Source organism: Streptomyces sp. NBC_00510 (assembly GCA_036013505.1).
In the GTDB taxonomy this organism is placed as follows: Bacteria; Actinomycetota; Actinomycetes; order Streptomycetales; family Streptomycetaceae; genus Actinacidiphila.
Window position 1 is genome coordinate 4,451,398 of sequence record CP107851.1, and the last position, 20,878, is coordinate 4,472,275.

Annotated in this window: 23 protein-coding genes, 2 tRNA genes and 1 pseudogene; 13 read left to right on the plus strand and 13 right to left on the minus strand. The window is 68.3% G+C overall.

What is annotated here, in order from left to right; translation table 11 throughout:
• Positions 1–74: 74 nt before the first annotated feature.
• The 5 genes from OG937_19805 to OG937_19825 all read right to left on the minus strand — a co-directional run bounded on the left by OG937_19805 (position 75) and on the right by OG937_19825 (position 1,510).
• The gene (locus OG937_19805; GenBank protein ID WUD73774.1) at positions 75–509 is read right to left on the minus strand and encodes a MaoC family dehydratase; all 435 of its coding nucleotides are present in this window, start codon (positions 507–509) and stop codon (positions 75–77) included.
• A gap of 4 nt (positions 510–513) precedes the next feature.
• A complete protein-coding gene (locus OG937_19810; GenBank protein ID WUD73775.1) occupies positions 514–966 on the minus strand; it encodes a MaoC family dehydratase N-terminal domain-containing protein in 453 nt (150 codons plus the stop codon).
• A gap of 99 nt (positions 967–1,065) precedes the next feature.
• Positions 1,066–1,230, minus strand: a complete 165-nt coding sequence (gene rpmG, locus OG937_19815) for a 50S ribosomal protein L33 (GenBank protein ID WUD73776.1) — start codon at positions 1,228–1,230, stop codon at positions 1,066–1,068.
• Positions 1,231–1,318: 88 nt separating this feature from the next.
• Positions 1,319–1,391 (minus strand) — tRNA-Met (locus OG937_19820).
• 46 nt (positions 1,392–1,437) lie between these two features.
• A tRNA-Thr gene (locus OG937_19825) sits at positions 1,438–1,510 on the minus strand.
• Positions 1,511–1,723: 213 nt separating this feature from the next.
• Between OG937_19825 and OG937_19830 the strand changes: the two genes are divergently transcribed.
• The 3 genes from OG937_19830 to OG937_19840 all read left to right on the plus strand — a co-directional run bounded on the left by OG937_19830 (position 1,724) and on the right by OG937_19840 (position 4,363).
• Entirely contained in the window at positions 1,724–2,968 is a 1,245-nt protein-coding gene (locus tag OG937_19830; GenBank protein ID WUD73777.1) for an amidohydrolase family protein, read from the plus strand.
• Positions 2,969–2,996: 28 nt separating this feature from the next.
• Positions 2,997–3,659, plus strand: coding sequence for an NAD(P)H-binding protein (locus OG937_19835; protein ID WUD73778.1), 663 nt, complete (start codon positions 2,997–2,999; stop codon positions 3,657–3,659).
• A 236-nt stretch (positions 3,660–3,895) separates the two neighbouring features.
• Entirely contained in the window at positions 3,896–4,363 is a 468-nt protein-coding gene (locus OG937_19840) for a nuclear transport factor 2 family protein (protein ID WUD73779.1), read from the plus strand.
• Here the strand turns inward: OG937_19840 and OG937_19845 are convergent.
• The 3 genes from OG937_19845 to OG937_19855 all read right to left on the minus strand — a co-directional run bounded on the left by OG937_19845 (position 4,333) and on the right by OG937_19855 (position 6,026).
• The gene (locus tag OG937_19845) at positions 4,333–4,578 is read right to left on the minus strand and encodes a hypothetical protein (GenBank protein WUD73780.1); all 246 of its coding nucleotides are present in this window, start codon (positions 4,576–4,578) and stop codon (positions 4,333–4,335) included. The two genes, OG937_19840 and OG937_19845, sit on opposite strands and share 31 nt — an antisense overlap.
• A 160-nt stretch (positions 4,579–4,738) precedes the next feature.
• Positions 4,739–5,290 (minus strand): DoxX family protein, encoded by a 552-nt coding sequence (locus tag OG937_19850; GenBank protein WUD73781.1) that lies wholly within the window; start codon positions 5,288–5,290, stop codon positions 4,739–4,741.
• 187 nt (positions 5,291–5,477) lie between these two features.
• On the minus strand, positions 5,478–6,026 hold the full coding sequence (locus tag OG937_19855) for a hypothetical protein (GenBank protein WUD73782.1): 549 nt from the start codon (positions 6,024–6,026) through the stop codon (positions 5,478–5,480).
• 262 nt (positions 6,027–6,288) lie between these two features.
• On the opposite strand from OG937_19855, the gene OG937_19860 reads away from it, so the two are divergent.
• The 6 genes from OG937_19860 (at position 6,289) to OG937_19885 (ending at position 11,575) form a co-directional block, all read left to right on the plus strand.
• Positions 6,289–6,975 (plus strand): hypothetical protein, encoded by a 687-nt coding sequence (locus OG937_19860; GenBank protein WUD73783.1) that lies wholly within the window; start codon positions 6,289–6,291, stop codon positions 6,973–6,975.
• A gap of 30 nt (positions 6,976–7,005) precedes the next feature.
• Complete coding sequence (locus OG937_19865; GenBank protein ID WUD73784.1) at positions 7,006–7,563, plus strand: SigE family RNA polymerase sigma factor; 558 nt, start codon at positions 7,006–7,008, stop codon at positions 7,561–7,563.
• Entirely contained in the window at positions 7,560–8,348 is a 789-nt protein-coding gene (locus tag OG937_19870) for a hypothetical protein (GenBank protein ID WUD73785.1), read from the plus strand. Before OG937_19865 ends, OG937_19870 begins: the two co-directional genes overlap by 4 nt.
• 61 nt (positions 8,349–8,409) lie before the next feature.
• Complete coding sequence (locus tag OG937_19875; protein ID WUD73786.1) at positions 8,410–8,751, plus strand: hypothetical protein; 342 nt, start codon at positions 8,410–8,412, stop codon at positions 8,749–8,751.
• Between the two features lie 48 nt (positions 8,752–8,799).
• Positions 8,800–10,848: a PA14 domain-containing protein gene (locus tag OG937_19880; protein WUD73787.1), complete on the plus strand. Its 2,049-nt coding sequence runs from the start codon at positions 8,800–8,802 to the stop codon at positions 10,846–10,848.
• 145 nt (positions 10,849–10,993) lie between these two features.
• Entirely contained in the window at positions 10,994–11,575 is a 582-nt protein-coding gene (locus OG937_19885; protein WUD73788.1) for an SMI1/KNR4 family protein, read from the plus strand.
• An 8-nt stretch (positions 11,576–11,583) separates the two neighbouring features.
• Here the strand turns inward: OG937_19885 and OG937_19890 are convergent, their stop codons facing one another.
• Positions 11,584–12,015, minus strand: coding sequence for a DUF4259 domain-containing protein (locus OG937_19890; protein WUD73789.1), 432 nt, complete (start codon positions 12,013–12,015; stop codon positions 11,584–11,586).
• Between the two features lie 686 nt (positions 12,016–12,701).
• Between OG937_19890 and OG937_19895 the strand changes: the two genes are divergently transcribed.
• From OG937_19895 to OG937_19905, 3 genes and pseudogenes are all read left to right on the plus strand, one after another.
• On the plus strand, positions 12,702–13,055 hold the full coding sequence (locus OG937_19895) for a hypothetical protein (GenBank protein WUD73790.1): 354 nt from the start codon (positions 12,702–12,704) through the stop codon (positions 13,053–13,055).
• Positions 13,056–13,064: 9 nt separating this feature from the next.
• A pseudogene (locus tag OG937_19900) lies at positions 13,065–13,727 on the plus strand (caspase family protein).
• Between the two features lie 63 nt (positions 13,728–13,790).
• Positions 13,791–15,278: a diguanylate cyclase gene (locus OG937_19905; GenBank protein ID WUD78818.1), complete on the plus strand. Its 1,488-nt coding sequence runs from the start codon at positions 13,791–13,793 to the stop codon at positions 15,276–15,278.
• A gap of 65 nt (positions 15,279–15,343) precedes the next feature.
• On the opposite strand, the gene OG937_19910 is transcribed toward OG937_19905, so the two are convergent.
• Positions 15,344–16,111 carry a transposase gene (locus OG937_19910; protein WUD73791.1) on the minus strand — a complete coding sequence of 256 codons (768 nt, stop codon included), beginning with the start codon at positions 16,109–16,111 and terminating at the stop codon, positions 15,344–15,346.
• 861 nt (positions 16,112–16,972) lie between these two features.
• Between OG937_19910 and OG937_19915 the strand changes: the two genes are divergently transcribed.
• Positions 16,973–17,962, plus strand: coding sequence for a hypothetical protein (locus OG937_19915; protein ID WUD73792.1), 990 nt, complete (start codon positions 16,973–16,975; stop codon positions 17,960–17,962).
• A 60-nt stretch (positions 17,963–18,022) separates the two neighbouring features.
• Here OG937_19915 and OG937_19920 read toward each other — a convergent pair whose 3' ends face one another.
• From OG937_19920 to OG937_19930, 3 genes are all read right to left on the minus strand, one after another.
• A complete protein-coding gene (locus OG937_19920) occupies positions 18,023–18,745 on the minus strand; it encodes a creatininase family protein (protein WUD73793.1) in 723 nt (240 codons plus the stop codon).
• Positions 18,746–18,764: 19 nt separating this feature from the next.
• Complete coding sequence (locus tag OG937_19925) at positions 18,765–19,949, minus strand: helix-turn-helix transcriptional regulator (GenBank protein ID WUD73794.1); 1,185 nt, start codon at positions 19,947–19,949, stop codon at positions 18,765–18,767.
• 130 nt (positions 19,950–20,079) lie between these two features.
• Positions 20,080–20,460 (minus strand): GntR family transcriptional regulator, encoded by a 381-nt coding sequence (locus OG937_19930; GenBank protein ID WUD73795.1) that lies wholly within the window; start codon positions 20,458–20,460, stop codon positions 20,080–20,082.
• Between the last annotated feature and the right edge of the window lie 418 nt (positions 20,461–20,878).

Genomic DNA, 20,878 nt, shown 5'->3' on the forward strand with positions numbered 1-20,878 from the left:
AAGTAAGTTATCAGTCAATAACAATCCTGGGCAAGAGGAAGGCGGCGGGACGCCCCGCCGCCCTCTCCTCACGACTACGCCAGCCGGACCACCGCGCGCGACATGCCCAGCACCTTCTGTCCGGCGCTGACGGCCGTCACGTCCACCCGGACCGTGCGCTCGTCGTCGTCCAGCTTGGCCGCGACCTTGGCGCTGACCTCGATCAGCGCGCCCGTGTCGTCGTTCGGCACCACGACCGGCTTGGTGAAGCGGACCCCGTACTCCACGACCGCGCCCGGGTCGCCCGCCCAGTCCGTCACCACGCGGATCGCCGAGGCCATGGTGAACATGCCGTGCGCGATGACGTCCGGCAGGCCGACCTCCGTGGCGAACCTCTCGTTCCAGTGGATCGGGTTGAAGTCACCGGAGGCGCCCGCGTACTGCACGAGTGTGGCGCGGTTCACGGGGAAGGACCGCGCCGGCAGCTCGGTGCCGACCTCGACCTCGTCGTAGGAGATCTTCGCCGTCATCGGTTCACTCACCCTCCGGCGCGCGCGCCACCAGTTTCATCAGCGCCGTCACCACGTGCTCGCCGCTCTCGTCGTGGACCTCGCCGCGGACGTCGATGACGTCGTTGCCCGCGAGCGACTTGATGGCCTCGATGGTGACCGTCACCGACAGGCGGTCACCGGCCCGCACGGGGCGGGTGTAGCTGAACCTCTGGTCGCCGTGCACCACCCGGCCGTAGTCCAGTCCCAGCTCCGGGTCGAGGACGACCTGCCCCGAGGCCTTGTACGTGATCACGAACGGGAAGGTCGGCGGCGCGATCACGTCCGGGTGGCCCAGGGCCTTGGCCGCGTCGGGGTCGGTGTAGACCGGGTTCGGGTCGCCGACGGCCTCGGCGAACTCGCGGATCTTCTCCCGGCCCACCTCATAGGGAGCGGTGGGCGGATACGTCCGCCCCACGAAGGACTGGTCCAGCGCCATCGGCACCTCCTGGAGCTGTGGTTTGCGCGTCGGCGGGTCCGCCAACGCCAAGAGGCCGCCCCCGGTACAGGGGCGGCCTCTTTGGTCTTACGGCCTGGATCAGCGCGTCTCGCGGTGCGCGGTGTGCGCGTTGCAGCGCGGGCAGTGCTTCTTCATCTCAAGACGGTCCGGGTCGTTGCGCCGGTTCTTCTTGGTGATGTAGTTCCGCTCCTTGCACTCCACGCAGGCCAGCGTGATCTTCGGGCGGACGTCGGTGGCGGCCACGTGAGTGCTCCTTGACGAACGGCAATAAGGTTTGAACACGGAAAGAGTAGCCGATTGAAGGACCGATCCCACAATCGGCTACGCGGGGTAGCGGCGACCGGACTTGAACCGGTGACACAGCGATTATGAGCCGCTTGCTCTACCGACTGAGCTACGCCGCTTCGATGAAAAGATCACCCGCCGGGTGGCGGGTCATCCGATCACCAGAGCCCCAATACGGAATCGAACCGTAGACCTTCTCCTTACCATGGAGACGCTCTGCCGACTGAGCTATTGGGGCGAGCGAGGAAGACATTACACGGTCCGCCGCCGAAGGTGAAATCCGTATCTTGCGGGCAGTCGCCGGACCACCTCCCACCTCCGCCGCCCCAGCCGCTCGGCCCCATACGTCACTTGACGTCACCAGTACGACTATTCGCTCTTCCCAGACGGACCGGGCGCAGCGCCCTAGGCTCGGAACCGCGTGATCTTGCCTCCGGCCCCGAGGAGCGCGATGACCGACAGCCAGCCGCAGCAGCCCACCGACCCGCCGCTGGGCGAAACCGCCCCAGCCCCCGCCCTCCTGCTCTGCGGTGCCCGCCTCGCCGACGGCCGCACCGTCGACGTGCGCCTGGCCGGAGCGCGCATCGAGGCCGTCGGCACCGCCGGCAGCCTCCACGAGGGCACCCGTGTCGACCTCGGCGGCTACCTCCTGCTGCCCGCCCCCGCCGAACCGCACGCCCACCTCGACACCGCCCTGACCGCCGGCTCCGCCGGACCGCCCTCGTACGACGCCGAGGACGTGCAGCGGCGGGTCACCGAGGGCGCCCTCCACCAGCTCGGCCACGGCGCGACCGCGGTCCGCACGCACATCCGCATCGGCGACGTACAGGGGCTGCGCGCCCTGGAGGCGGCGCTGCAGGCCCGGCGCGCCCTGCGCGGCCTGGTCGACGTGCAGACCGTGGCCGTGCCCCGGGTGCTCACCGGGCCCGCCGGCGCGGACGGCCTCGCCGTGCTCCGCGACGCCCTCAAGATGGGCGCCGACGTGGTGGGCGGCTGCCCCGACCTCGACCCCGACCCGGGCGGGTACGCCGAGGCCGTGCTCGCCGTCGCCGCCGAGTTCGGCCTCCCCGTCGACCTGCACACCGACGCCGCCGACCCGGCCCGGCTCTCCCGGCTCGCCGCGATGGCGGGAGGACTGCGCCCCGGCGTCGCCCTCGGCCCCTGCGGCGGCCTGACCCGGCTCCCGTACGACACGACCGTCCGCCTGGCGGGGCAGCTCGCCGCCGCCGGGGTCTCGCTGACCGCCCTCCCGCAGGGCGGCTGCGGCGCCCTGGAGTCGCTGCGCCGCGGCGGCACCGCGCCGGTGCGCATCCTGCGGGCGGCCGGCGTCCGGATCGCCGCGGGCAGCGGCGCGCTGCGCGACCTGACCAACCCCGTCGGCCGCGGCGACCCCTTGGAGGCCGCCTTCCTGCTCGCCTCCCACGGCGAGTGCGCCCCCGGGGAGGCGTACGAGACGGTGAGCCGGGACGCCCGCGCCGTCATGGGGCTGCCCGAGGTGCGGGTGGAGGCGGGCTTCCCCGCCGAGCTGCTCGCGGTACGGGCCGACCGGCTGGAGAGCGCGCTCTCGCTCGCGTACAGCCGGATCGTCATCCACCGGGGGCGGGTCGTCTCCCGGACCAGCGCGGTACGCGAGTACACCGACACCCTGGCGCTCGACCTGCCGCGTCAGTCGAGGAGCCGCCGTGACCCGGCATGAACGGCGCGCCGGGCGTAGCGTCGGTGGCATGCGCACTGTGATCGCTGGTGGACATGGACAGATCGCGCTGCGGCTGGAGCGGCTGCTCGCCGCGCGCGAGGACGAGGTGGCGGGCATCATCCGCACGCCGGAACAGGCCGAGGACCTGCGCGAGGCCGGCGCCGAGCCGATCGTGCTCGACCTGGAGTCGGCATCGGTGGACGAGGTGGCCCAGGCGCTGGCCGGCGCCGGCGCGGTCGTCTTCGCGGCGGGAGCGGGGCCGGGCAGCGGCGCCGCCCGCAAGGAGACCGTCGACCGGGACGCCGCCGTGCTGCTGGCCGACGCGGCGGAACGCGCGGGCGTACGCCGTTACCTGATGGTCTCCGCCATGGGGGCCGACGCCGGGTCCCGCCCCGGCACCGACGAGGTCTTCACCGCCTACCTGCGCGCCAAGGGCGCCGCCGACGCCGAGGTGCGCCGTCGCGCCGCCCTGGAATGGACGATCGTCCGCCCCGGCCGGCTGACCGACGACCCGGGCACGGGGCGGGTCCGGCTCGCCGCTTCCACCGGGCGCGGTTCCGTGACCCGTGACGACGTCGCGGCGGTCCTGGCGGAGTTGCTCGACACGCCCTCGACGGCGGGGCTCACCCTGGAACTGATCGAGGGTCACACCCCGGTGTCGGTCGCGGTGAAGGACGTCGCCGGCAACTGAACCGCACCCCCGGGCAGGGCGGAGACCGGTGGAGGACGTCAGGGAGCACGTGGCCTGGTGGGCCCTGGCGCCGAGTTCGCCTCCGGGTTGAGACGGGCGGATTCCGCGGGGCGCGGGATGCGGGCGCGGGCGGACGGGTAGAGGGGGAACGGCCGAGATGCGATCAGTCCTCCTCTGGGCTGCACTTGATCGTATGGGGACGGCCAGCGCCATCCCCCTGACGTCACGGAGAGACCATGCCGATGAAGCCCCCGGCACCCCCGTTCACCCGCGAGACCGCGATCGAGAAGGTCCGCCTCGCGGAGGACGCCTGGAACAGCCGCGACCCCGAGAAGGTGTCCCTCGCCTACACACCCGACAGCCGGTGGCGCAACCGCGGTGAGTTCGTCCACGGGCGGGAGGAGATCGTCGCGTTCCTCACCCGCAAGTGGACCAGGGAGCAGGAGTACCGGCTCATCAAGGAGCTCTGGGCCTTCGACGGCAACCGCATCGCGGTCCGCTTCGCCTACGAGTGCCACGACGACTCCGGCAACTGGTACCGCTCGTACGGCAACGAGAACTGGGAGTTCGACGACGAGGGCCTGATGCGCGTACGGCTGGCCAGCATCAACGACACCCCGATCGCCGAGTCGGAGCGCGCGTACCACTGGCCGCTCGGACGGCGCCCCGACGATCATCCCGGTCTGTCCGACCTCGGGTTCTGAGCGGCCCGCGCCTGCCGCCGCAGCTCCACGCGGGCCGCGGGCGACCGGCCGGGGCCGGTACGCCAGTACGGGTGCCAGAACAGCCGGCAGGAGAGCCAGAGCAGGCGTCGTCGCAGGATCGCCGCGTGGGCGGGCTCCGCGGCGAGTTGCGCGTAGGTGCGGTGCCATTCGCGCTGCGCCTGCACCAGGTCGGGCGGGAACACGGTGTCGGCCATGCACAGGATTCAATCATGTGTTCGATTTACTGCGCACGCCTCACACGTCACTCGTAGGGGTGAGCTTGCCGCGGCGCCCGCGTCGGACGTCCGGTGACCCCGGGGCTCCCTTGCGCCCCGGGGTCACCGGGCAGGTGCACCCCCGGTACGGGGGCCCGGCCTACAGGTTCAGGACGACCAGCGCCCCCACGCCGCCCAGGGCCAGCGCGACGGCGGCATCGGCCCAGCCGCCCCTCCCCCAGCGGAAGTACCGGTCCAGCGCGAGCCTCCCTGGGCCGATGGCGGCGATGCCGAGGGCGACGACGGTGATGGCCAGGTTGTACTCGATGCCGCCCTGCTCGTCCCACAGCCCGCGGGCGCCGGTCACCGTGACCATGGCGTTGATCATCACGCCGATCAGCGCCGCCGCGGCGAGCGGGGTGAACAGCCCCAGCGCCAGGCCCACGCCGCCCAGGAACTCCGAGGCCCCGCCGATGGCGGCGAAGACCTTCCCCGGCGAGTAGCCCATCATCTCGAAGCTCTTGCCGGTGCTGGTGAGCCCCTGGCCGCCGAACCATCCGAAGAGCTTCTGGAGCCCGTGCCCCGCCATCAGGACACCGAAGGTGAGCCGGATCAGCAGCAGGCCGCAGTCACCGGCGGTCACCCGCGGCGGCGCCTGTACGGCGTCCTCGGCCTGCGGCTGGACGCGCAATCGTTCGGCTATGTGATGCATGGGGAAACCCCTCGTCAGTGCAGTCACCGCGGATCACACAGGCATCCCTCCTCCCTCAGCAGGAGGTACGCGACAGCTGTGTGCCACGTTCAACCACTTCCCCCTCTTTCGCACATCTCATCCCGAAATGCCGGAAGTGCCGGGTGGTACCGATGCCCACCGGTGGCCGGCGGTGGCCTCGCGTCGCTCAGAGCCGCAGGCGCGGCGCCTCGTCGTCCGGGGTGTCCGGACTCGCGAAGTGGAAGGGGACCGAGAGGACGGAGGCCAGTGCCCGGCCTGCCCGGTCGGCAGCGACCGCCGAGGGGTGGCGCCGACCCGGGTCCCGCTCCTCGCCCAGGTACCGCACCGCGGTGCCCCAGTAGATCGTGGCCAGGTGATGCTCGCCGGCGGGATCCGCGGTGATCGCCAGCAGCTCCACGAACCAGTCGTGCACGGTGTCGCCGTCCCACACCGCCTCGATCGCGACGACGCGGCCGGGGAGACCGGCGGCGCGGGCGTGCAGGGATTCCGTGTCGAGGGGGCTGTCGGGGGTGCGGGCGATCCGGTCGCCGTGGTGGTCGTAGCGTTCGCCCACCACGATCTGGGCCTCGTGGAGCCCGAGGCCACGGGCCCGGCCGGCCTCGAAGACGACCCGCACCGCGCGGAGCAGGCTGTCCTGCAGGACGTACCCGTCGACCTGTTCCCGGACCCCGGCCGGCAGCATCTCCCACCATTCGGACGCGGTCGTGCCTGCCATTCCCGGCCCCCTCTCACCTGCGGCCCACGTGACGGGGCCTGCCGGACGCCACCGTACGGTGCGACCGCAACCGGCCGCTTCCCGAGGGAAGTTGCGCGGCCGTGCAACCCTCCGCGCGCATTCGGGAGTACCTACGAATGGACGTCCAAGCGGCGGCCACCGCATCCGGTGGCCACCGCAGGCTGGCGCGCGGGCCCACGCGCCGGCCGTCAAGGACCGCCCGGCGCGGTGCCGGGTGGCGGCTTCGAAGGAGAAATGCTCCGTGGCTCTCAGTTTTGCCAGGAAGGCAGGCGTGGCGGCCGCCGCGGCGGTCGCGATCGGCGCGATGTCGCTCGGCGCCTCCGCCATGGCGGCGCCGTCGGCCCCGTCCGCCCCGGCCACGCACCGCGCCGGCGCACCCGCCGCCGTGGCCGCGAAGGCGGTCGCCGCGCCCGGGAAGCAGGCGCCCCAGGTCGTCACGCAGCTGATCGGCAAGGGCCGGGTGGACGGCAAGCGCTGGTCGGTGGCGCTGGAGTTCCACCGGACGCTGCCGGAGGGCTACGACCTTCCCACGTCCCCCGACGGCACCACCGCGCCCGGCACGGCGCTGCTGTGCCAGCGCATGTACATCGACGGGGTCCGCATCGACCACCAGGGCGGTCCCTGGTCCGACTGCCAGCCCGTCACCGGCGCCCACGACCCCGCCGGCAGCGGCGGCATGGGCCTGTGGGGCTTCCAGGACAAGGGCACCACCGGCTCCCGCCTCATGGTCTCCAACCCCGAGGCCGCCATCGCGTACGGCGTCGTCGAGCTCACCGACGGCACCCGTCTGAAGGCCGCCACGGTCACCGTCCCCGGCACCGACTACCGTGCCTGGGCCGTCGCCATACCCGACGGCAGGACCATCGCCGCCGTCGACCAGTACGACAGCCACCACCACCGCCTCAGCCACGACACCTACTGGCGCTGATCCCGGGAAGAAGGACGGGCACCTCCTGCCGTGCAGCCACGTGACCACCTAGCCGAGGGCAGCGAACCGGACGCGGAGTTCACCCGGTTCGTCGCCGCCCGCTGGCGCGCCCTGACGCACACCGCGTACCTGCTCACCGGGGACTTCCACGAAGCGGAAGACCTGGTGCAGTCGACGCTGGCCAAGGTGTACCCGCACTGGGGGCGGTTGCGGCCCGAGCACGCGGAGCACTACGTGCGGCGGGCGCTGGTCAACACCAACCGCAGCCGGCACCGCCGCCGCAGGATCGCCCACCTCCTCCTCCCGTCACTGCCCGACACCCGCCCCGCCCCCGAGGACGGGGCGGGTGTCGGGGGCGTGGACGGGTACGACGCCCTGGCCCGCCTGCTCGCCGGACTGCCCGAGCGGCAGCGGGCGGTCGTCGTGCTGCGCTACTGCGAGGACCTGTCCGCGGAGGAAGTGGCGGACGTCCTCGGGTGCTCGGTCGGCACCGTGAAGAGCCAGGCCTCCCGGGCCCTGGACAAACTGCGCAACCGGGCGACCCTCGCCCGTCTTCACCCGTCAAGCCGCCCCGCAGAGGCACGATGACTCCCGACCACGACCGCCGTCCCGCCCAAGAGGACTGGCTGCGCGACGCCTTCGCCCGGTCGCGCGACGCCTACCCCGCCTCCCAGGCCCCCGTCGACCGGATCCTCGCCACCGCGCGGGCGCGCAGGAAGCGCCACCGCGCGGCGGTCGCCGTCGGCGCCGTGGCCGGTGCCGCCTGCGTCCTCGCCGTCGTCGTGGCGGTGTCGATCCAGGGGGCCCGCCCCTCCGCCGGCCCCGCGGACCGTTCCTCCCCGGCGGCGAGCCCGACCGCCACCGCGACGCCCGGCCCCCTCACCGTCCGGGTGGCCGGCGGCACGACCGGCGGCGCCCCCTGGTCGGTGGCGCTGGAGTTCCACCGGACGCTGCCGCGGGGCTACCGCCTCCCCACCCTCCCCGACGGCACCACCGCCCCCGGCACGGCGCTGCTGTGCCAGCGCATGTACATCGGCGGCATCCGCATCGACCACCAGGGCGGCCCCTGGTCCGACTGCCAGCCCGTCACCGGCGCCCACGACCCCGCCGGCAGCGGCGGCATGGGCCTGTGGGGCCTGCACGACAAGGGCACCACCGGCTCCCGCCTCATGGTCTCCAACCCCGAGGCCGACGTCGCCCACGGCATCGTCAACCTCACCGACGGCACCCACCTCAAGGCCACCACCGTCACCGTCCCCGGCACCGACTACCGCGCCTGGGCCGTCGCCATACCCGACGGCAGGACCATCGCCACCGTCGACCAGTACGACACCCACCACCACCGCCTCACCCGCGACACCGACTGGCGCTGACCCGGGAGGAGGGGACCCGTCGCACGGCCGGTGTCACATACCGCCCCGCCGCCCTGTCGTCATGGACGAAGAGCACACCGACCACGGAAGGTGGGGGTTCCTCATCATGGGCGTCGAGCGGTCGCAGCAGGCCGAAGGGCACGTCCGTACCGACCACCCGGCCCGGTACCTGGCACGTCGGCGTACGAAGCTCGGCGTCGCAGCCGTCGTCGTGCTGGTCGTCGTCGCCCACCTGGGCCTGGGCGGGCTGCTGCTGGCGTCCGGGCCCTGGAAGCACTGGGCCGTCGGCGCCCTCGTGGCCGTCGTCCTGGCCAAGGCCGTCTTCCTGCTCCTACGCCGCGGCAGAAACCGTGGAAACCGAGGTTCGGGGCGTACAACCAAGCGCGCTCCTCACCAGTCCTGATCGTCGGCGGTGCCGTCATGCCGCCGAGGACCAGGAGCGAAGGAACGCATGAACCGACCCAGAGGCGCGACGGTCGCCACGGCCGCCACCGTCGTGCTCGCCACCGCGGGCGGCCTGCTCACCGCGGCCACGCCCGCTTCCGCCGCCGTGACCTGCACGTCGCCGGTCTTCAAGCGGACGTTCTACGCGAACACCACATTTTCCGGGACACCCAGGCACACGGACTGCGACTCCGCGATCGACCAGAACTGGGGCACCGGCGCGCCCTACAAGGGCCTGCCGGTCAACAACTTCGGCGTCCGCTGGTCCACCACACGCGACTTCGGTTCCGGCGGGCCCTTCACGTTCACCGCTTCCTCCCGCGACGGCATCCGCGTCTACCTCGACGGCGTCCGCAAGGTCGACCTGTGGAAGAACGTGTCGTCCACCGTGCGCAGGACCGCCAACGTCACCGTCCCTTCCGGCAAGCACACCCTGCGCGTCGACTTCGTCAACTGGACGGGCGCGGCCAACGTCACGTTCGGCTACGCCCCCCGCACGTCGGCGACGGTCGACAAGGTCAAGCCCCTCGTCCCGGCCGGCACCACCGTCGCCTACAGCGCTAACACCGCGTCCACGAAGGTCGGCTGGGCGAAGAACAAGGAGATGGACCTCGTCGGCTACCGCGTGTACCGGCGGCTGAAGGGCGCCTCCTTCCCCTCGAAGCCGATCGCCACCACGACGTCCACCTCGTACACGGACACGACCGTCCCGAAGGACGGCAACGTCTACTACTACGAGGTCCGCGCCTACGACAAGGCCGGCAACACCTCGTCGGGCACCGCCGACCTCGGCATCACCACCGTCGACCGCACCGCCCCCGCCGCCCCGAAGGGCGTCGAGGAGAACTGGGCCATGGGCTACCCCGGCACCATCACCCTGTACTGGGACAGCAACTCCGAGCCCGACCTGGCCGGCTACCGCGTCTACCGCTCGACGTCCCTGCCGGTCGCCCTCACCCCGGAGAACCGGGTGACCGGCGACGCCTTGTCGCACGGCGGCTACACGGGGCCGCTGCCGCCGACCGGCGACATCCACTACTACGTGGTCACCGCCGTCGACACGCACGGCAACGAGTCGGCGGCCTCCAAGGCGGCGATGTACTACACCCGCGACCTGACGGGTCCGGTCGACACCGCACTCAACGCGCGCGGCCGGGAGGACGAGGCAGGCGTCACGCTGACCTGGGATCCCTCCGAGCGGACCAGCGACGACTTCGCGGGCTACACCGTCATCCGGTACGCCAATCCGCGCGGTACCGGGGGCCCGCGGGAGGTGGTCGGCACGGGGGTCGAGGGCACCACGTTCACGGACCCCGCGCCGCCGCCCGGCGCCACCTACTACTACGGGGTGGTCGCGGTCGACCACGCGGGCAACGGGGGCACCCCGTCCCAGGAGGTCGTCGTCACCGTCTCCGGGAACACGACGGCTCCCGCCCCGGTCACCGGCCTGACCGCCGACCCCAAGGAGAACGGCGTCACCCTCACCTGGGACGCCGACACCGCACCGGGCCTCGACCACTACCGCGTGCTGCGCGGCACGTTCGCCGACGGGCGGTGGACGTACGCCCCGCTGATCGACCCCTGGACCCTGCGGCCGCGGGAGATCAAGGCGACGACCTTCCACGACCGGACGGCGGCCGACGGCCAACGGATCCGCTACGCGGTCGTCTCCGTCGACCAGTACGGCAACCAGCTCACCCCCGACACCGGCGCCACCGTCACCGAGGTCACCGAACTCGACCTCCGCCCCACCGCCCCACCGGCGACCGGCGCCCCGATCCACCTGAACAGCAACGAGACCGGCTCCCTCCACTGGTTCCTCACCGACGACAGGAACGCCAACGGCAGCCCGGTGACCGCCTTCACCGTGAGCCGATGGAACCGCGAGAGCGGGAGCTTCGACGTGCTCGCCACGGAGCCCAAGGGCAACTCGACCGACTGGTACTGGTCCGACCGCACCCAGCCGGCCGCCACCACGGTCTACTACCGCGTCACGGTCCTCTACGCGGACGGCACGGAATCGGGCGCGTCCGAGGTCGCCGCCCTGAGCTACTGACCCCGCCCGCGCCGGCGGCGACAGCCGGGAAGGGGACCGGAAGTGAGTTTCCGGTCCCCTTCCACCGAGTCGTCGTCCGCCGGTGCGGGAGCCCGCGCTGCGAAAATCCAGCGTCGGCGAGCTCACCTCGTGCCACGATCGGCGCATGTGGAACGTCACGGAGGTGCACGAGCGGCTCCAGGCGCTGACCGAAGCCGACCCCGGCCATCGGCGATTCGGTGCGGCACGTCACCGCTACCTGCTCGACCCGCCGGTCACGGAATCCCGAATAGCCCGCTTCGAGCAGGAGCACGGGATAAGCCTTCCTCCTTCTTACCGCGCCTTCATCACGGCAGTGGGAAGCGGGGGCGGGGGGCCTTGCCACGGGCTGTTCCGGTTCGGCAGTGAAGTGTGGGCACGCCAGCAGACCGATCTCGGCGAACGGTGGGCAGACCTGCCGGCCACACCGTTCCCCCACACCGATCGCTTCCAGCCCTGGCCCGAGGAGACGGCCCGTCCACGGCACGCTCCCGAAGACGAGTACTACGACCCGTGCTGGTTTACCGGCTCACTCGTCATCGCCGAGATCGGCTGCGCCTCCTACTTCCGCCTCGTGGTCACCGGCGAGGCCCGCGGCCAGGTCAGGTCGGACCACCTCCTCTCCGACCAGGGGCTCAACCCCGGCCCGGACTTCCACGACTGGTACATGCAGTGGCTGATGAACCCCGGTGGCACAGTGGGCTCTTGAGCCCTGCGCTATGGCTTGACGTCAAAGAGCGGGATGGTCGGTGGCGGCGGGGCGAGTACGGCACGAAGGCTGTTGAGCGTCGCCCGCCATTGCCTGCCGTCCCGTGGATTGACCCAGTTCGACGCCACTCCGGATTCGTCGCTGACGATGCGGGCGAGGGCTTCGTCCGCCAGGTTCCGGAGGTCGGAGCGGAAGGTCGGCATGGGTGTTTCAGGGCCGTAGGACGTGTCGACTGGTTCACCGCCTGGACACTGCGCCGCGATCAGTGCCGCAGCGGCCACAGCTTCCTCCGCTTCCGTGAGGTAGCCGCCGGCGTCCACGGTGCGGGTGAGGACGCCGCGGATCAGGGCTTCACGTTCCTCGGGCTTGGCGTCGTCGAGAGCGCAGGCGAAGTCCGCGGCAGTGTCGTTGTCGAAGGGGCCGGTAGCCCAGGTACCCATGATGATCTCCTCGCACAGCCACGCCGGGAGCCTCGCACCGGCCACTGACAACGCGGTCGACGCCGACCAGGGTCCGCCGTCCCACGGATGCCCCACAGCCGCAGGTCGGGCCCCAGATTCCCGTCCACGCCCCGTCCACAACCGCTGGTAGAGACCGTGCGAGAACGGGACGGAGCGAGACAGTGACCCGCATCCGCTGGCGCAAACAAAACAGCCCCTGTGCCGCGTTTCCGCAGCTCAGGGGCTGTGTTTCCACTGTGGCGGCGCCAGGATTCGAACCTGGGTAGGCTAAGCCGACGGATTTACAGCGGGCCACTCTTAGTAGGCCTGACCTGGCAAATTCCTGTGCATGAGCCCGCGCGGGGGACACATGGGGGACAGCGCAAGCGAAGACGCTCGCTGCCGTTAACACCAGATCGCCAACTGGCGCCGCGGCGCTCGGCAGGCGACCGCCGAGCTGCGACCGCGAAGCGTGCCAGCAAAAACCGTACCCCGTTCTGGCAGCGGCATCTGACCGACCTGCGCTCTCGTCACTGGCCCAGGCATCGAGGTAGCAGCACGGACCGCTCGGGCCCTGCTCCGTATGAACCAACCCTGTGGGTCCCCGATACCGGGATCCACTACCTCTGGGTCTGTTGGCTGCCTATGCTGTAGCTCTGTCAGGTTGGGCAGTGTGGGGGTGGGATGTGCGGCTGACGCTGCGGATTGAAGGGGACTCGACCGAGGACGACGTCCGCTCCCTGTACGACTGGCTGCTCCTGGATCGTAATCTCAGGCGCGAGGCCCAGGTGGAGATGGCGTCATCATCTGTGCCGGTCCCTGGGCAGCAGGGGGATCTACTGGACTTGGTGTCGCTGGCGGTCGGTAGTGGATTCAACGCGGCCTCGCTTGGTGTGGCCCTCGCTGCATGGCGGTCTACACGCCCCAAGGAACCAACCGTCACTGTCGAGCGCGCCGACGGCAGCAAGGTGACGGTCACAGGCGCTTCCCGAGATGAGGCGCAGCGCTTGATCGAGCAACTGCTCAATGATCAACAGTAGGCGTCGCGAGTGAGTAAGCTCCCCGATCCAAATAAGTCGCAGGCACTGTTCATCGGGGTAGACACGTTTGACAGCCTCGATCCGTTGCCAGCAGTCCGTCGGAATCTTTCGACCCTCGTCGACTTGTTTGTTGGTGACGTGTGGGGGTTGGATTATTCGCACTGCACGCAGTTACTCAATCCCGCTTCGACTCGGGAAGTGGACGAAGCGATCTCGCGTGCCGCGAAAGCGGCAACGGATACCTTGCTCCTGTACTACGCCGGGCATGGGCTGCTCGATCGGCAGGGACGTCTGCATCTTGCTATGTCCGACAGTGACAAGGATTCAGTCCACTCCACCTCATTTCCCTACGACTGGATACGCATGCGCCTGGCCGAGAGTGGCGCTTCGCGGTGCATCGTAATTCTCGACTGCTGTTTTAGTGCACGTGCGATGGGGGTGCAGTCTCCCGCATCAAGCATCGCGGAGCTCGCCGAGGCGGAGGGCACGTATGTGCTCGCAGCGGCCGACGAACGCGCTATCGCTTTGGCACCGCCCGGCGAAGCGTTCACGGCTTTTACTGGAGCGTTGGTCCGCGTCTTGACCGATGGCATGGCCGACGCCCCCGAGTTGCTCGACCTTGACACGGTTTTCCAAGGGGTTCAGTCCATCCTGAGGCGTCAGGCGCGACCCGATCCTCAATGTTTGGGCCGCAATCAGGTTGGGCGAACGTCGTTTGCCAGGAACTCCGCCTACGTGCCGGAACAGGCACATGACTTGCGGTATGACCTACAGGCCGCCATCCAAGACCTCCATCTAGGCCGCAGCCTCGCCGAGACACTAAAGGCTGTCTCGGACGGCGTTGTAAGCGCTCTGGGATTTGAGCTGGCGTGGGTACACCTTGTGAGTTCGGATGGCGACCTTGTCGTCGCGTCGTTCTCCGGCGACGACGAGGCCGCGCCCGACCTCACCGGACGCAGCGGCTCCCGCGCCTCCTGGGAGCGCCGCCTATGCCTGGCAGAGGCCTGGGGCGGGGTCCGCTTCATTCCCCATACCGAGGGCTGGGTCCTCGACGGAGACGATGTTCCGGAGTGGTTCGCAGGTGGGCCCGCACCGTCCTCCGAGTATGAGTGGCACCCAGCGGACCGGCTATACGTGCCGATGTTCGCCGACGGCGAGTTGATAGGGATCATCTCCGTAGGCAAACCACGTTCCAGCCGCCGACCTGGACTAGCGCAGTGTGAGGCCTTGCAGGCGTACGCGTTCCAAGCCGCGATCGCCATCAGAGCCGCTCGGCTTCGGGCTAGCATGCAGCGTGCGCTTGTCCGCCTGGAGCAGGAGCGAGAGAGCTTGCGGGCAAGCGAGGAAAGCTTCCGGCAGGCCTTCGAGTACGCACCCAGCGGTCTGGCCATAACCGAGATGGGCGGCGACCAGCACGGCCGATTCGCCCGCATAAACGACGCGCTATGCCGCCTACTGGGCCGCTCTGCCACCGCGATTGGCCGCTACTCCTTCATCGACTTTGTCCACCCCGATGATGTTGGCACCCTGCTCCTTACGTCTGCAGAGGGAGGGCGCGCCGAGCTGCGCCTCAGTCGTCGCGACGGCATGTACGTATGGGTATCCCTCCGTAACTCTGTCGTTGCTGACACCGAAGACGGGCCGCGTTACCTGCTCACCCATGTTGAGGACATCCAGGAACGTAAGCTCCGCGAGCTTGAGCTCGCCCATCGGGCCTCACATGACCAGCTCACTGGCCTGCCAAACGCCTCCGAGCTCCACACTCGCCTCAGTGACCGCCTGTGCCAAGCCACCGACGAACCCACCGACAAACCCACTGGCTTCCAGGAATACCACCGGCATGTGGTGGCCCCCGATGACGACTCAAGCACCCAAGGCCTGGCTGTCATCTTCTGCGCGCTCCGCGGCTTCAAGTCGTTCAATGCCCGATTTGGCCGCAACAGTGGCGACGCAGTCCTTATCGAAGTCGGCCGGCGCCTGGCTCTCCCGCTTCGGGCCGGAGATACCGTGGCCCGACTCGGCGGAGACGAGTTCGTCGTACTCATCCATGGAGTTGACCACTCGGGTGCGCAAGAAATAATGCTGCGGCTACAGAATGAGATTCGCGCGCCCTATCAAATTGACGGTCAGAACGTTAGAGCGGGCGCGAGCTTCGGAATGACATGGGCGCAGTGCGGCATGGCGGCAACCGATGTCATATCGGCCGCCCGCGATGCAGCCTAAGGCTTGTCCCGTAACTGATCTTCGATGAGGCGTGGGCGAGGTCAACAGTCGTTCGACCCGATCGCCTATCCGGCGAGGGCGAGGTTGTGCAGGTGGGCGACGCCGCTCATGGCGTGGTGTACGCCGTCGCCCTTGAGTCGGCAATCGCGCAGGATCTTCCAGGCCTTCATGCGGGCAAACGCGTGCTCGACGCGGGCACGGACCTGTCTGTGGGACTTGTTATGAGCCTGCTTCCAGTCGGGGAGTTCCTCGTCTTTGCGGCGCCGGTGGGGCATTACGAGGCCGGTGCCCGGATAGCCGCCGTCGGCGATCGTCATGGTGCCGCCGACGGCGGCCTTGGCGCCAGACTCCTCCCATGCCTTGCAGTCGGCTCGGTTGCCGGGAAGCGGCCGGCCGACCACGACGACCAACCGAGTGTCCGCATCGATGACGACCTGGTGATTGGTGGAGTACCGATAATTCTTTGACTGTTCGGCCACCGCGTGATCGCGGGTTGGAACAAGAGTTCCATCCACGATGAGCACGGTGTCTCTGCAGAACCGCTTGCGGGGCGGGAGCGCAAGCAGAGGGCCAAGGTGGCCGACGATGCGGTCGGCTGAAGACTTCGAGACCCCAAACAGCGGGGCGAGCTGGCGTAGCGTCAAGTTGGTTCGCCAGTACGCCGCAACCAGCAGCACCCGGTCCTCCAGCGGCAGCCCCCACGGCCGTCCCCGACGTGCAGCGTCTGCACCTTGACGCCGCACAGCAGTCACCAACTTGCCGAACTGGCGCGGGTTCAGCCCGCTGAAGGGCGCTATCCAGGACGGCGCCGACGCCGTGATCACACCAGCCACGCCGTGATCATTTCACTGCTGCTGCTCTGGACCTCGGGTATTCACCCAGCCTCCCTGCCGCCCGCAAGCCGACGACGCCACCAAAGGTCAGAGCGCCACTGCCGGCAGTGGGCAAACGGGTCGGGAAGGGTGCGCTTGAGATACACAGTGTCCAGAGAGACCACTTTGCGCTTCAGCTCGGCACGAGCCCGGACAGGCAGCTGCTCCAGGACCAGCTCGAGCACGTCCCGGGCATGCCTCACATCGTCAAAGGAACAGCCGCGGCACGAGCACTCCGCGTCCTGCGGATAGAGAGGCCGACGTCCAAGCGGTTCCAGAAACGTTTGGTAACGTCGCAGCGCACGGTCAGTGGCACCGAGATAGACGTAATAGTCGGCTGACAGCCTCTCCACTCGATGTATCGCGAGGCTAGTGCAGCTAGAGAGCCCATGGATTCGATCCGGCGGCGGGCACTCCCAGGCGCGAGGCCCATGCTGTTCGACGCGCAGGGCGCCAGGCCGTCTACGCGGCATCTGCCTTTCGGTATGCAGTCATGGACGTCATCATGCCAGCACTCACGTCCCCGCGGTCGGGAGTAACGGGACAAGCCTTAGTCGCAGGGTCTGATCCAGCTCCCTCAGGTTCGGCATCACAGCATGTGCCAGCTGAGGGCTGTCCTGTAGATGGCGGTCGGGGTAAACCAAGGTCGGGCCGTCGCGGGGGGACAGCCCCCGAACGGTCCAGACTCTGCTGCGGAGTCCGTGCCGTACTGGTCCGGTGGACCACGCACTGTCCGAGCGCTTACGAAGGTCCGAGGCGGCACCTGACTGCGTTGCGTCAAAGGGGTCGCGTGGAGCGAGGTCGTTGCACTAACTTTCGACTATGAGCGATTTCCTCTCCCATGAGAGCCTCTACCAGGGCGCGCGGAAGTTTGCGCATACGGCAATGGATGCCCACGCCAGAAACGATCGGGACGTGTTTCTATTGCACGCGGGCGTCAGCATTGAAAGGCTTGCCAAATCTGCCCTGTCGAAGCAATCCCCCTTTCTCCTCATCGAAATGAAGGGAAAGGAAGATACCTTGCTGCATCTAGCTGGCGTGCAGGAGGCACCCAAGGTTAGGACTGTTGGAGCCGCACAAGCCTTGGCTCGACTTCGAGTGATGAACGTCCTACCGAAACAAGATACGGGGCTCGATGAGCTGATCGAGCTACGGAATGGAATCGCACACCTGGACGCCGACGCTGACGAATCATTCGACGGCTTGTCGGTTTTCGTGAGAGCCACCACAGCCCTGCTGCGCTATCTCGGAAAGGAGCGCGAAGAATACTGGGACGATTGGATTGGAATTATTGAAATCACGGAAAGTGACGCACTCGAATACGTTGCCAAGGAAGTAGCAAGGCGAATTGAGGGCGCGCGCTACCACCTCTCCGAGCGATTGAAGTACCTACCACAAAAGGCCGTCTCTGTTATCTACGAGCATGCAGAGGCGGGAGATCCGGACGTCGCGCGTCACGGGCTTATTGCCCGGTGCGGCCTCTACAGCCTCCGCTCACCGAAGGGTTGTCCGGCATGCCATTGCACTGGTCACCTAGTCTTCAACTTGCCGAATATTGGGTCTGGACCTCTGGAAGGCTCCGACTTGCGTTTTTTTTACTGTCCCCTGTGTAGCTTCACGGCGAGCGGTGACGACGAACTTGCAGCGTGCGGAATTGGGCCTAATGAAATATTCCTGAACGGCCAAGGCGAGTCGATTCCCCTCAATTCTTCAATGTTCAAGGAATACGTGGATCTAGGCATGGCAGACGTTGAGGAGGTAGAAGCCGCAGTCGAATTTGCGAATCAGTGGGCACGGCGAACCACAGCTTGACTTGCAGTCATGCCGTCGAAGTGACGGGAAAGCGCGACTTCCACTCCATACAGTCGCCCATTAGCGGGAATTGGCTGGCTCGCCAAGCACCTGCAAGTGCGATGCGAAGTCTTCCACCAGACTTCCTAGGACGGCTTTCCCTTTCTCCGCCGTGGCGTAGGACGGAAACCCGATGACGCCAGTCTCGGTGTATGCCTTCATGCCTTCGGTAAGGAGGAAGCGGCGTTCGCCGCCGTCGTGGTCGGCGGTCTCGTAGCCGGGGCGGACGAGGGACGGTTCAGCGTGGAGGAGGATTGAGGTTTCGATCTCTCCCGCGTGCATGTCTTCGTGCGCGTTGGTGGCCAGGCCGGCGCGCTCGCGTGCGCGGTTCCATTCGCCGCCCTGAGGGAACAGGCTCATTCGCGGCTCAGTGAGGTTGGCTTCCTGGACGATGTTCGACAGGACGTAGTTCCCACCGTGGGCGTTCACCAGGACGAGCTTGCGGATGCCGGATGCTTCGAGGGACTGAGCGATGTCCGTCACGAGCGCGTGCAGCGTCCGAGCACTGATGCTGACCGTTCCAGCCCACGTGCCGTGTTCGTGGCTGCACGCGATGGTGATCGGCGGGAGGTGCAGCACGGGGTAAGCCGCGGCAACCTCCCGGGCAATGACGCTGGCGATGGCTGCGTCTGTGATGAGCGGCAGGTACGCGCCGTGCTGCTCGAATGACCCGATCGGGAGGACGGCGACCCGCGGGGCCTGGTCCTGGACATCTACGGTGGTGATGGTAGGCAGCAGGTTCACGGCTATCCTCCGGTTCGGCTCAGCTCCCCTTCATAGTGCCCAACGTACGGTTGAGTTCGGCAATCTCCACGAGCTTGCTCCATGGCGTGAGGTAGCCCTGTAACCGCCCGAGTTCAGCCAGGATGCGCGCGGATCCCGTCGTCTGCGCGATGGACACCGCCTGCGAGGCCGCGTTGTATGCCGCCTCCACGTCCTCCATCTGTGCGTAAGCCGTGGCGAGGCGTGCGAGACAGAGCCCTCGGTCTCGCTGCTGCTCGGCTGGCCATCGCGTCAAGCTCTGTTCCAACGTCTGGACCGCGTCTTCGGGGTGTCCGAGCTGGAGGGCACAGTTCGCTGCCTCCATGTCGATGTACGAGACGGAACAGTACGGGGCGAGGTCGGACCCTTCGCCGGCTGCGGCATCAGCCAGTGTCCGGGCGTCGTCGAGCGCGCGAGCTGATTCGTCAGCGTGCCCAAGCTGAGCATGGGCGTATGCACTGGCCCGCAGAGCAACGGCGCGGATCTTCCGCGGCAGCCTTCGGCCCTCTCGTAAGGCTCCGTTGGCCAGCCCCATGGCATAGCCAGCTTGACCTGCCTCGCCTGCGATGTTGCTCCGCCGCTGGAACACGTACGAGCTGAGTGCCGGGTCGTCCAGTTCCGCTGCGTAGTCGAGCGCACGGTTCGTCCAGAGCATCGCAGACCGAGAGTCTCCGGAGTCCTGGTGCAGCCACCCGAGGAATTCGGCGTACCGGGAGCCGAGGCGGACGACTTCTTCGCGGTGCGGGCCGGAGGCTTCCTTGCAGAGCTCCTCGATCAGCGGGACCTGACTCTGTACGGCGGGGACCAGGAAGCGGGGCCCGACAAGGGGTTCGGCCTGCGCATGCTGGACGAACACGGACTTGAGGTAGTCCAGCACTGCCGGACTCGCTTCAGGCGCCGGGCCCTGTGGGCTTGGCAGCGTCGGCAGGGTCTCAAGCTGGGAAGGGGCTGACTCAAGGGCGAGGCCCAAATCTCTGCGGCTGGCTTGGTACACCTCGCAGAACAGCGTTTGGTAGTCGTTCCCCGGCACCCTTCGACCGTTCTCGAACATCGAGATCTGAGCCTTCAAGCTGGAGAGAGATGGCAACGTGATCCCAAGCCGCTCGGCTGCGTCTTCCACAGCCTGTATGAGCTGAGACTGAGTCCAGCCCCGTTGCACACGTGCCTCTTGCAGCTTCGTCTTCATCGCGTTCCCCAGCCGTCAGACGATGCGGGCAGATCCTCATCATGCCAACACACCGTCTGACGTGGGTGGTTAACAGCTAACGGGTCCGGGCTGTTAACCCTGTTCGCTGCGTATCTCGCAGTGGTGCGGCTTACTGGTTCTCGTCAGCGCCGCCGGAGCGGACAGTCTCCAGATGTTCGACCCGGCGCCGAAGTTCGGAGAGCTGGGAGGTGACATGAGTCAGCTGGTCTTGCAGTTCGCGGAGTCCGGCAGCCATTTTGGCGGCTGTGGGCTCGCCCTCGCGTGGGTCGATGACGTACGTGCCGCTTCCTGGCCGACCCTCTACCAGGCCGTCGTCCGCAAGCTGCTTGTACGCGCTCTGCACCGTCATGAGCGAGACGTCCAACTCCTTGGCCAGACCCTTGGCCCCGGGGAGGCGGCTCCCGGGCGAGTACAGGCCGTCCGCGAGGTTGTCGCGGAACCGGGCAGCGATCTCCTTGGCGGTCGGGGGTCTCTCCGGCTTCCAGTCCATGCCTAGAGCTTATCCAACCTAGGTAGTTCGCCCTTGCCGTGTTGGCGGGGTTGACCCAAGCAAGCTACCTAGGTAGCTTCGATCTCAGGAAAGTTACCTAGGTAGCTTTCGCTGCACCGGTGGGCCCCATGTGTCCACGCACGGGAGCCCTCGCTAGGGGTTACCGCACCTGCCGGAAGCAGCCGCTCCTTGAAAACTGAATGGGGATCATGCCGCCTCTCCTCGGCCAAGTAGGCGGCTACGTGGGCTGACGCCCGCGTGAGGTGTAGCGCAACCAACCTTTCCGCGGCTCTGCTGCTGCGGCGGTTGCCTCCGCTGTTCGTCTCGTACGAGCAGCGTTGAGGGGAGCCGGAGGAAGTACTTCCGCTCTACGGCGCACGGCCCCGGGGTGCGACCCGGGGCCGTGCTGTGGGCCGTT

Excerpts from the sequence above, each read along its gene's own strand:
- OG937_19925 (WUD73794.1), bottom strand. The coding sequence starts at position 19,949 with ATGAAGACGAAGCTGCAAGAGGCACGTGTGCAACGGGGCTGGACTCAG.
- OG937_19930 (WUD73795.1), bottom strand. The coding sequence starts at position 20,460 with ATGGACTGGAAGCCGGAGAGACCCCCGACCGCCAAGGAGATCGCTGCC.
- OG937_19845 (WUD73780.1), bottom strand. The coding sequence starts at position 4,578 with ATGGCCGACACCGTGTTCCCGCCCGACCTGGTGCAGGCGCAGCGCGAA.
- OG937_19805 (WUD73774.1), bottom strand. The coding sequence starts at position 509 with ATGACGGCGAAGATCTCCTACGACGAGGTCGAGGTCGGCACCGAGCTG.
- OG937_19830 (WUD73777.1), top strand. The coding sequence starts at position 1,724 with ATGACCGACAGCCAGCCGCAGCAGCCCACCGACCCGCCGCTGGGCGAA.
- OG937_19880 (WUD73787.1), top strand. The coding sequence starts at position 8,800 with ATGAACCGACCCAGAGGCGCGACGGTCGCCACGGCCGCCACCGTCGTG.
- OG937_19885 (WUD73788.1), top strand. The coding sequence starts at position 10,994 with ATGTGGAACGTCACGGAGGTGCACGAGCGGCTCCAGGCGCTGACCGAA.
- OG937_19870 (WUD73785.1), top strand. The coding sequence starts at position 7,560 with ATGACTCCCGACCACGACCGCCGTCCCGCCCAAGAGGACTGGCTGCGC.
- OG937_19855 (WUD73782.1), bottom strand. The coding sequence starts at position 6,026 with ATGGCAGGCACGACCGCGTCCGAATGGTGGGAGATGCTGCCGGCCGGG.
- OG937_19875 (WUD73786.1), top strand. The coding sequence starts at position 8,410 with ATGGACGAAGAGCACACCGACCACGGAAGGTGGGGGTTCCTCATCATG.
- OG937_19835 (WUD73778.1), top strand. The coding sequence starts at position 2,997 with ATGCGCACTGTGATCGCTGGTGGACATGGACAGATCGCGCTGCGGCTG.
- OG937_19915 (WUD73792.1), top strand. The coding sequence starts at position 16,973 with ATGAGCGATTTCCTCTCCCATGAGAGCCTCTACCAGGGCGCGCGGAAG.
- OG937_19890 (WUD73789.1), bottom strand. The coding sequence starts at position 12,015 with ATGGGTACCTGGGCTACCGGCCCCTTCGACAACGACACTGCCGCGGAC.
- OG937_19840 (WUD73779.1), top strand. The coding sequence starts at position 3,896 with ATGCCGATGAAGCCCCCGGCACCCCCGTTCACCCGCGAGACCGCGATC.
- OG937_19810 (WUD73775.1), bottom strand. The coding sequence starts at position 966 with ATGGCGCTGGACCAGTCCTTCGTGGGGCGGACGTATCCGCCCACCGCT.
- OG937_19850 (WUD73781.1), bottom strand. The coding sequence starts at position 5,290 with ATGCATCACATAGCCGAACGATTGCGCGTCCAGCCGCAGGCCGAGGAC.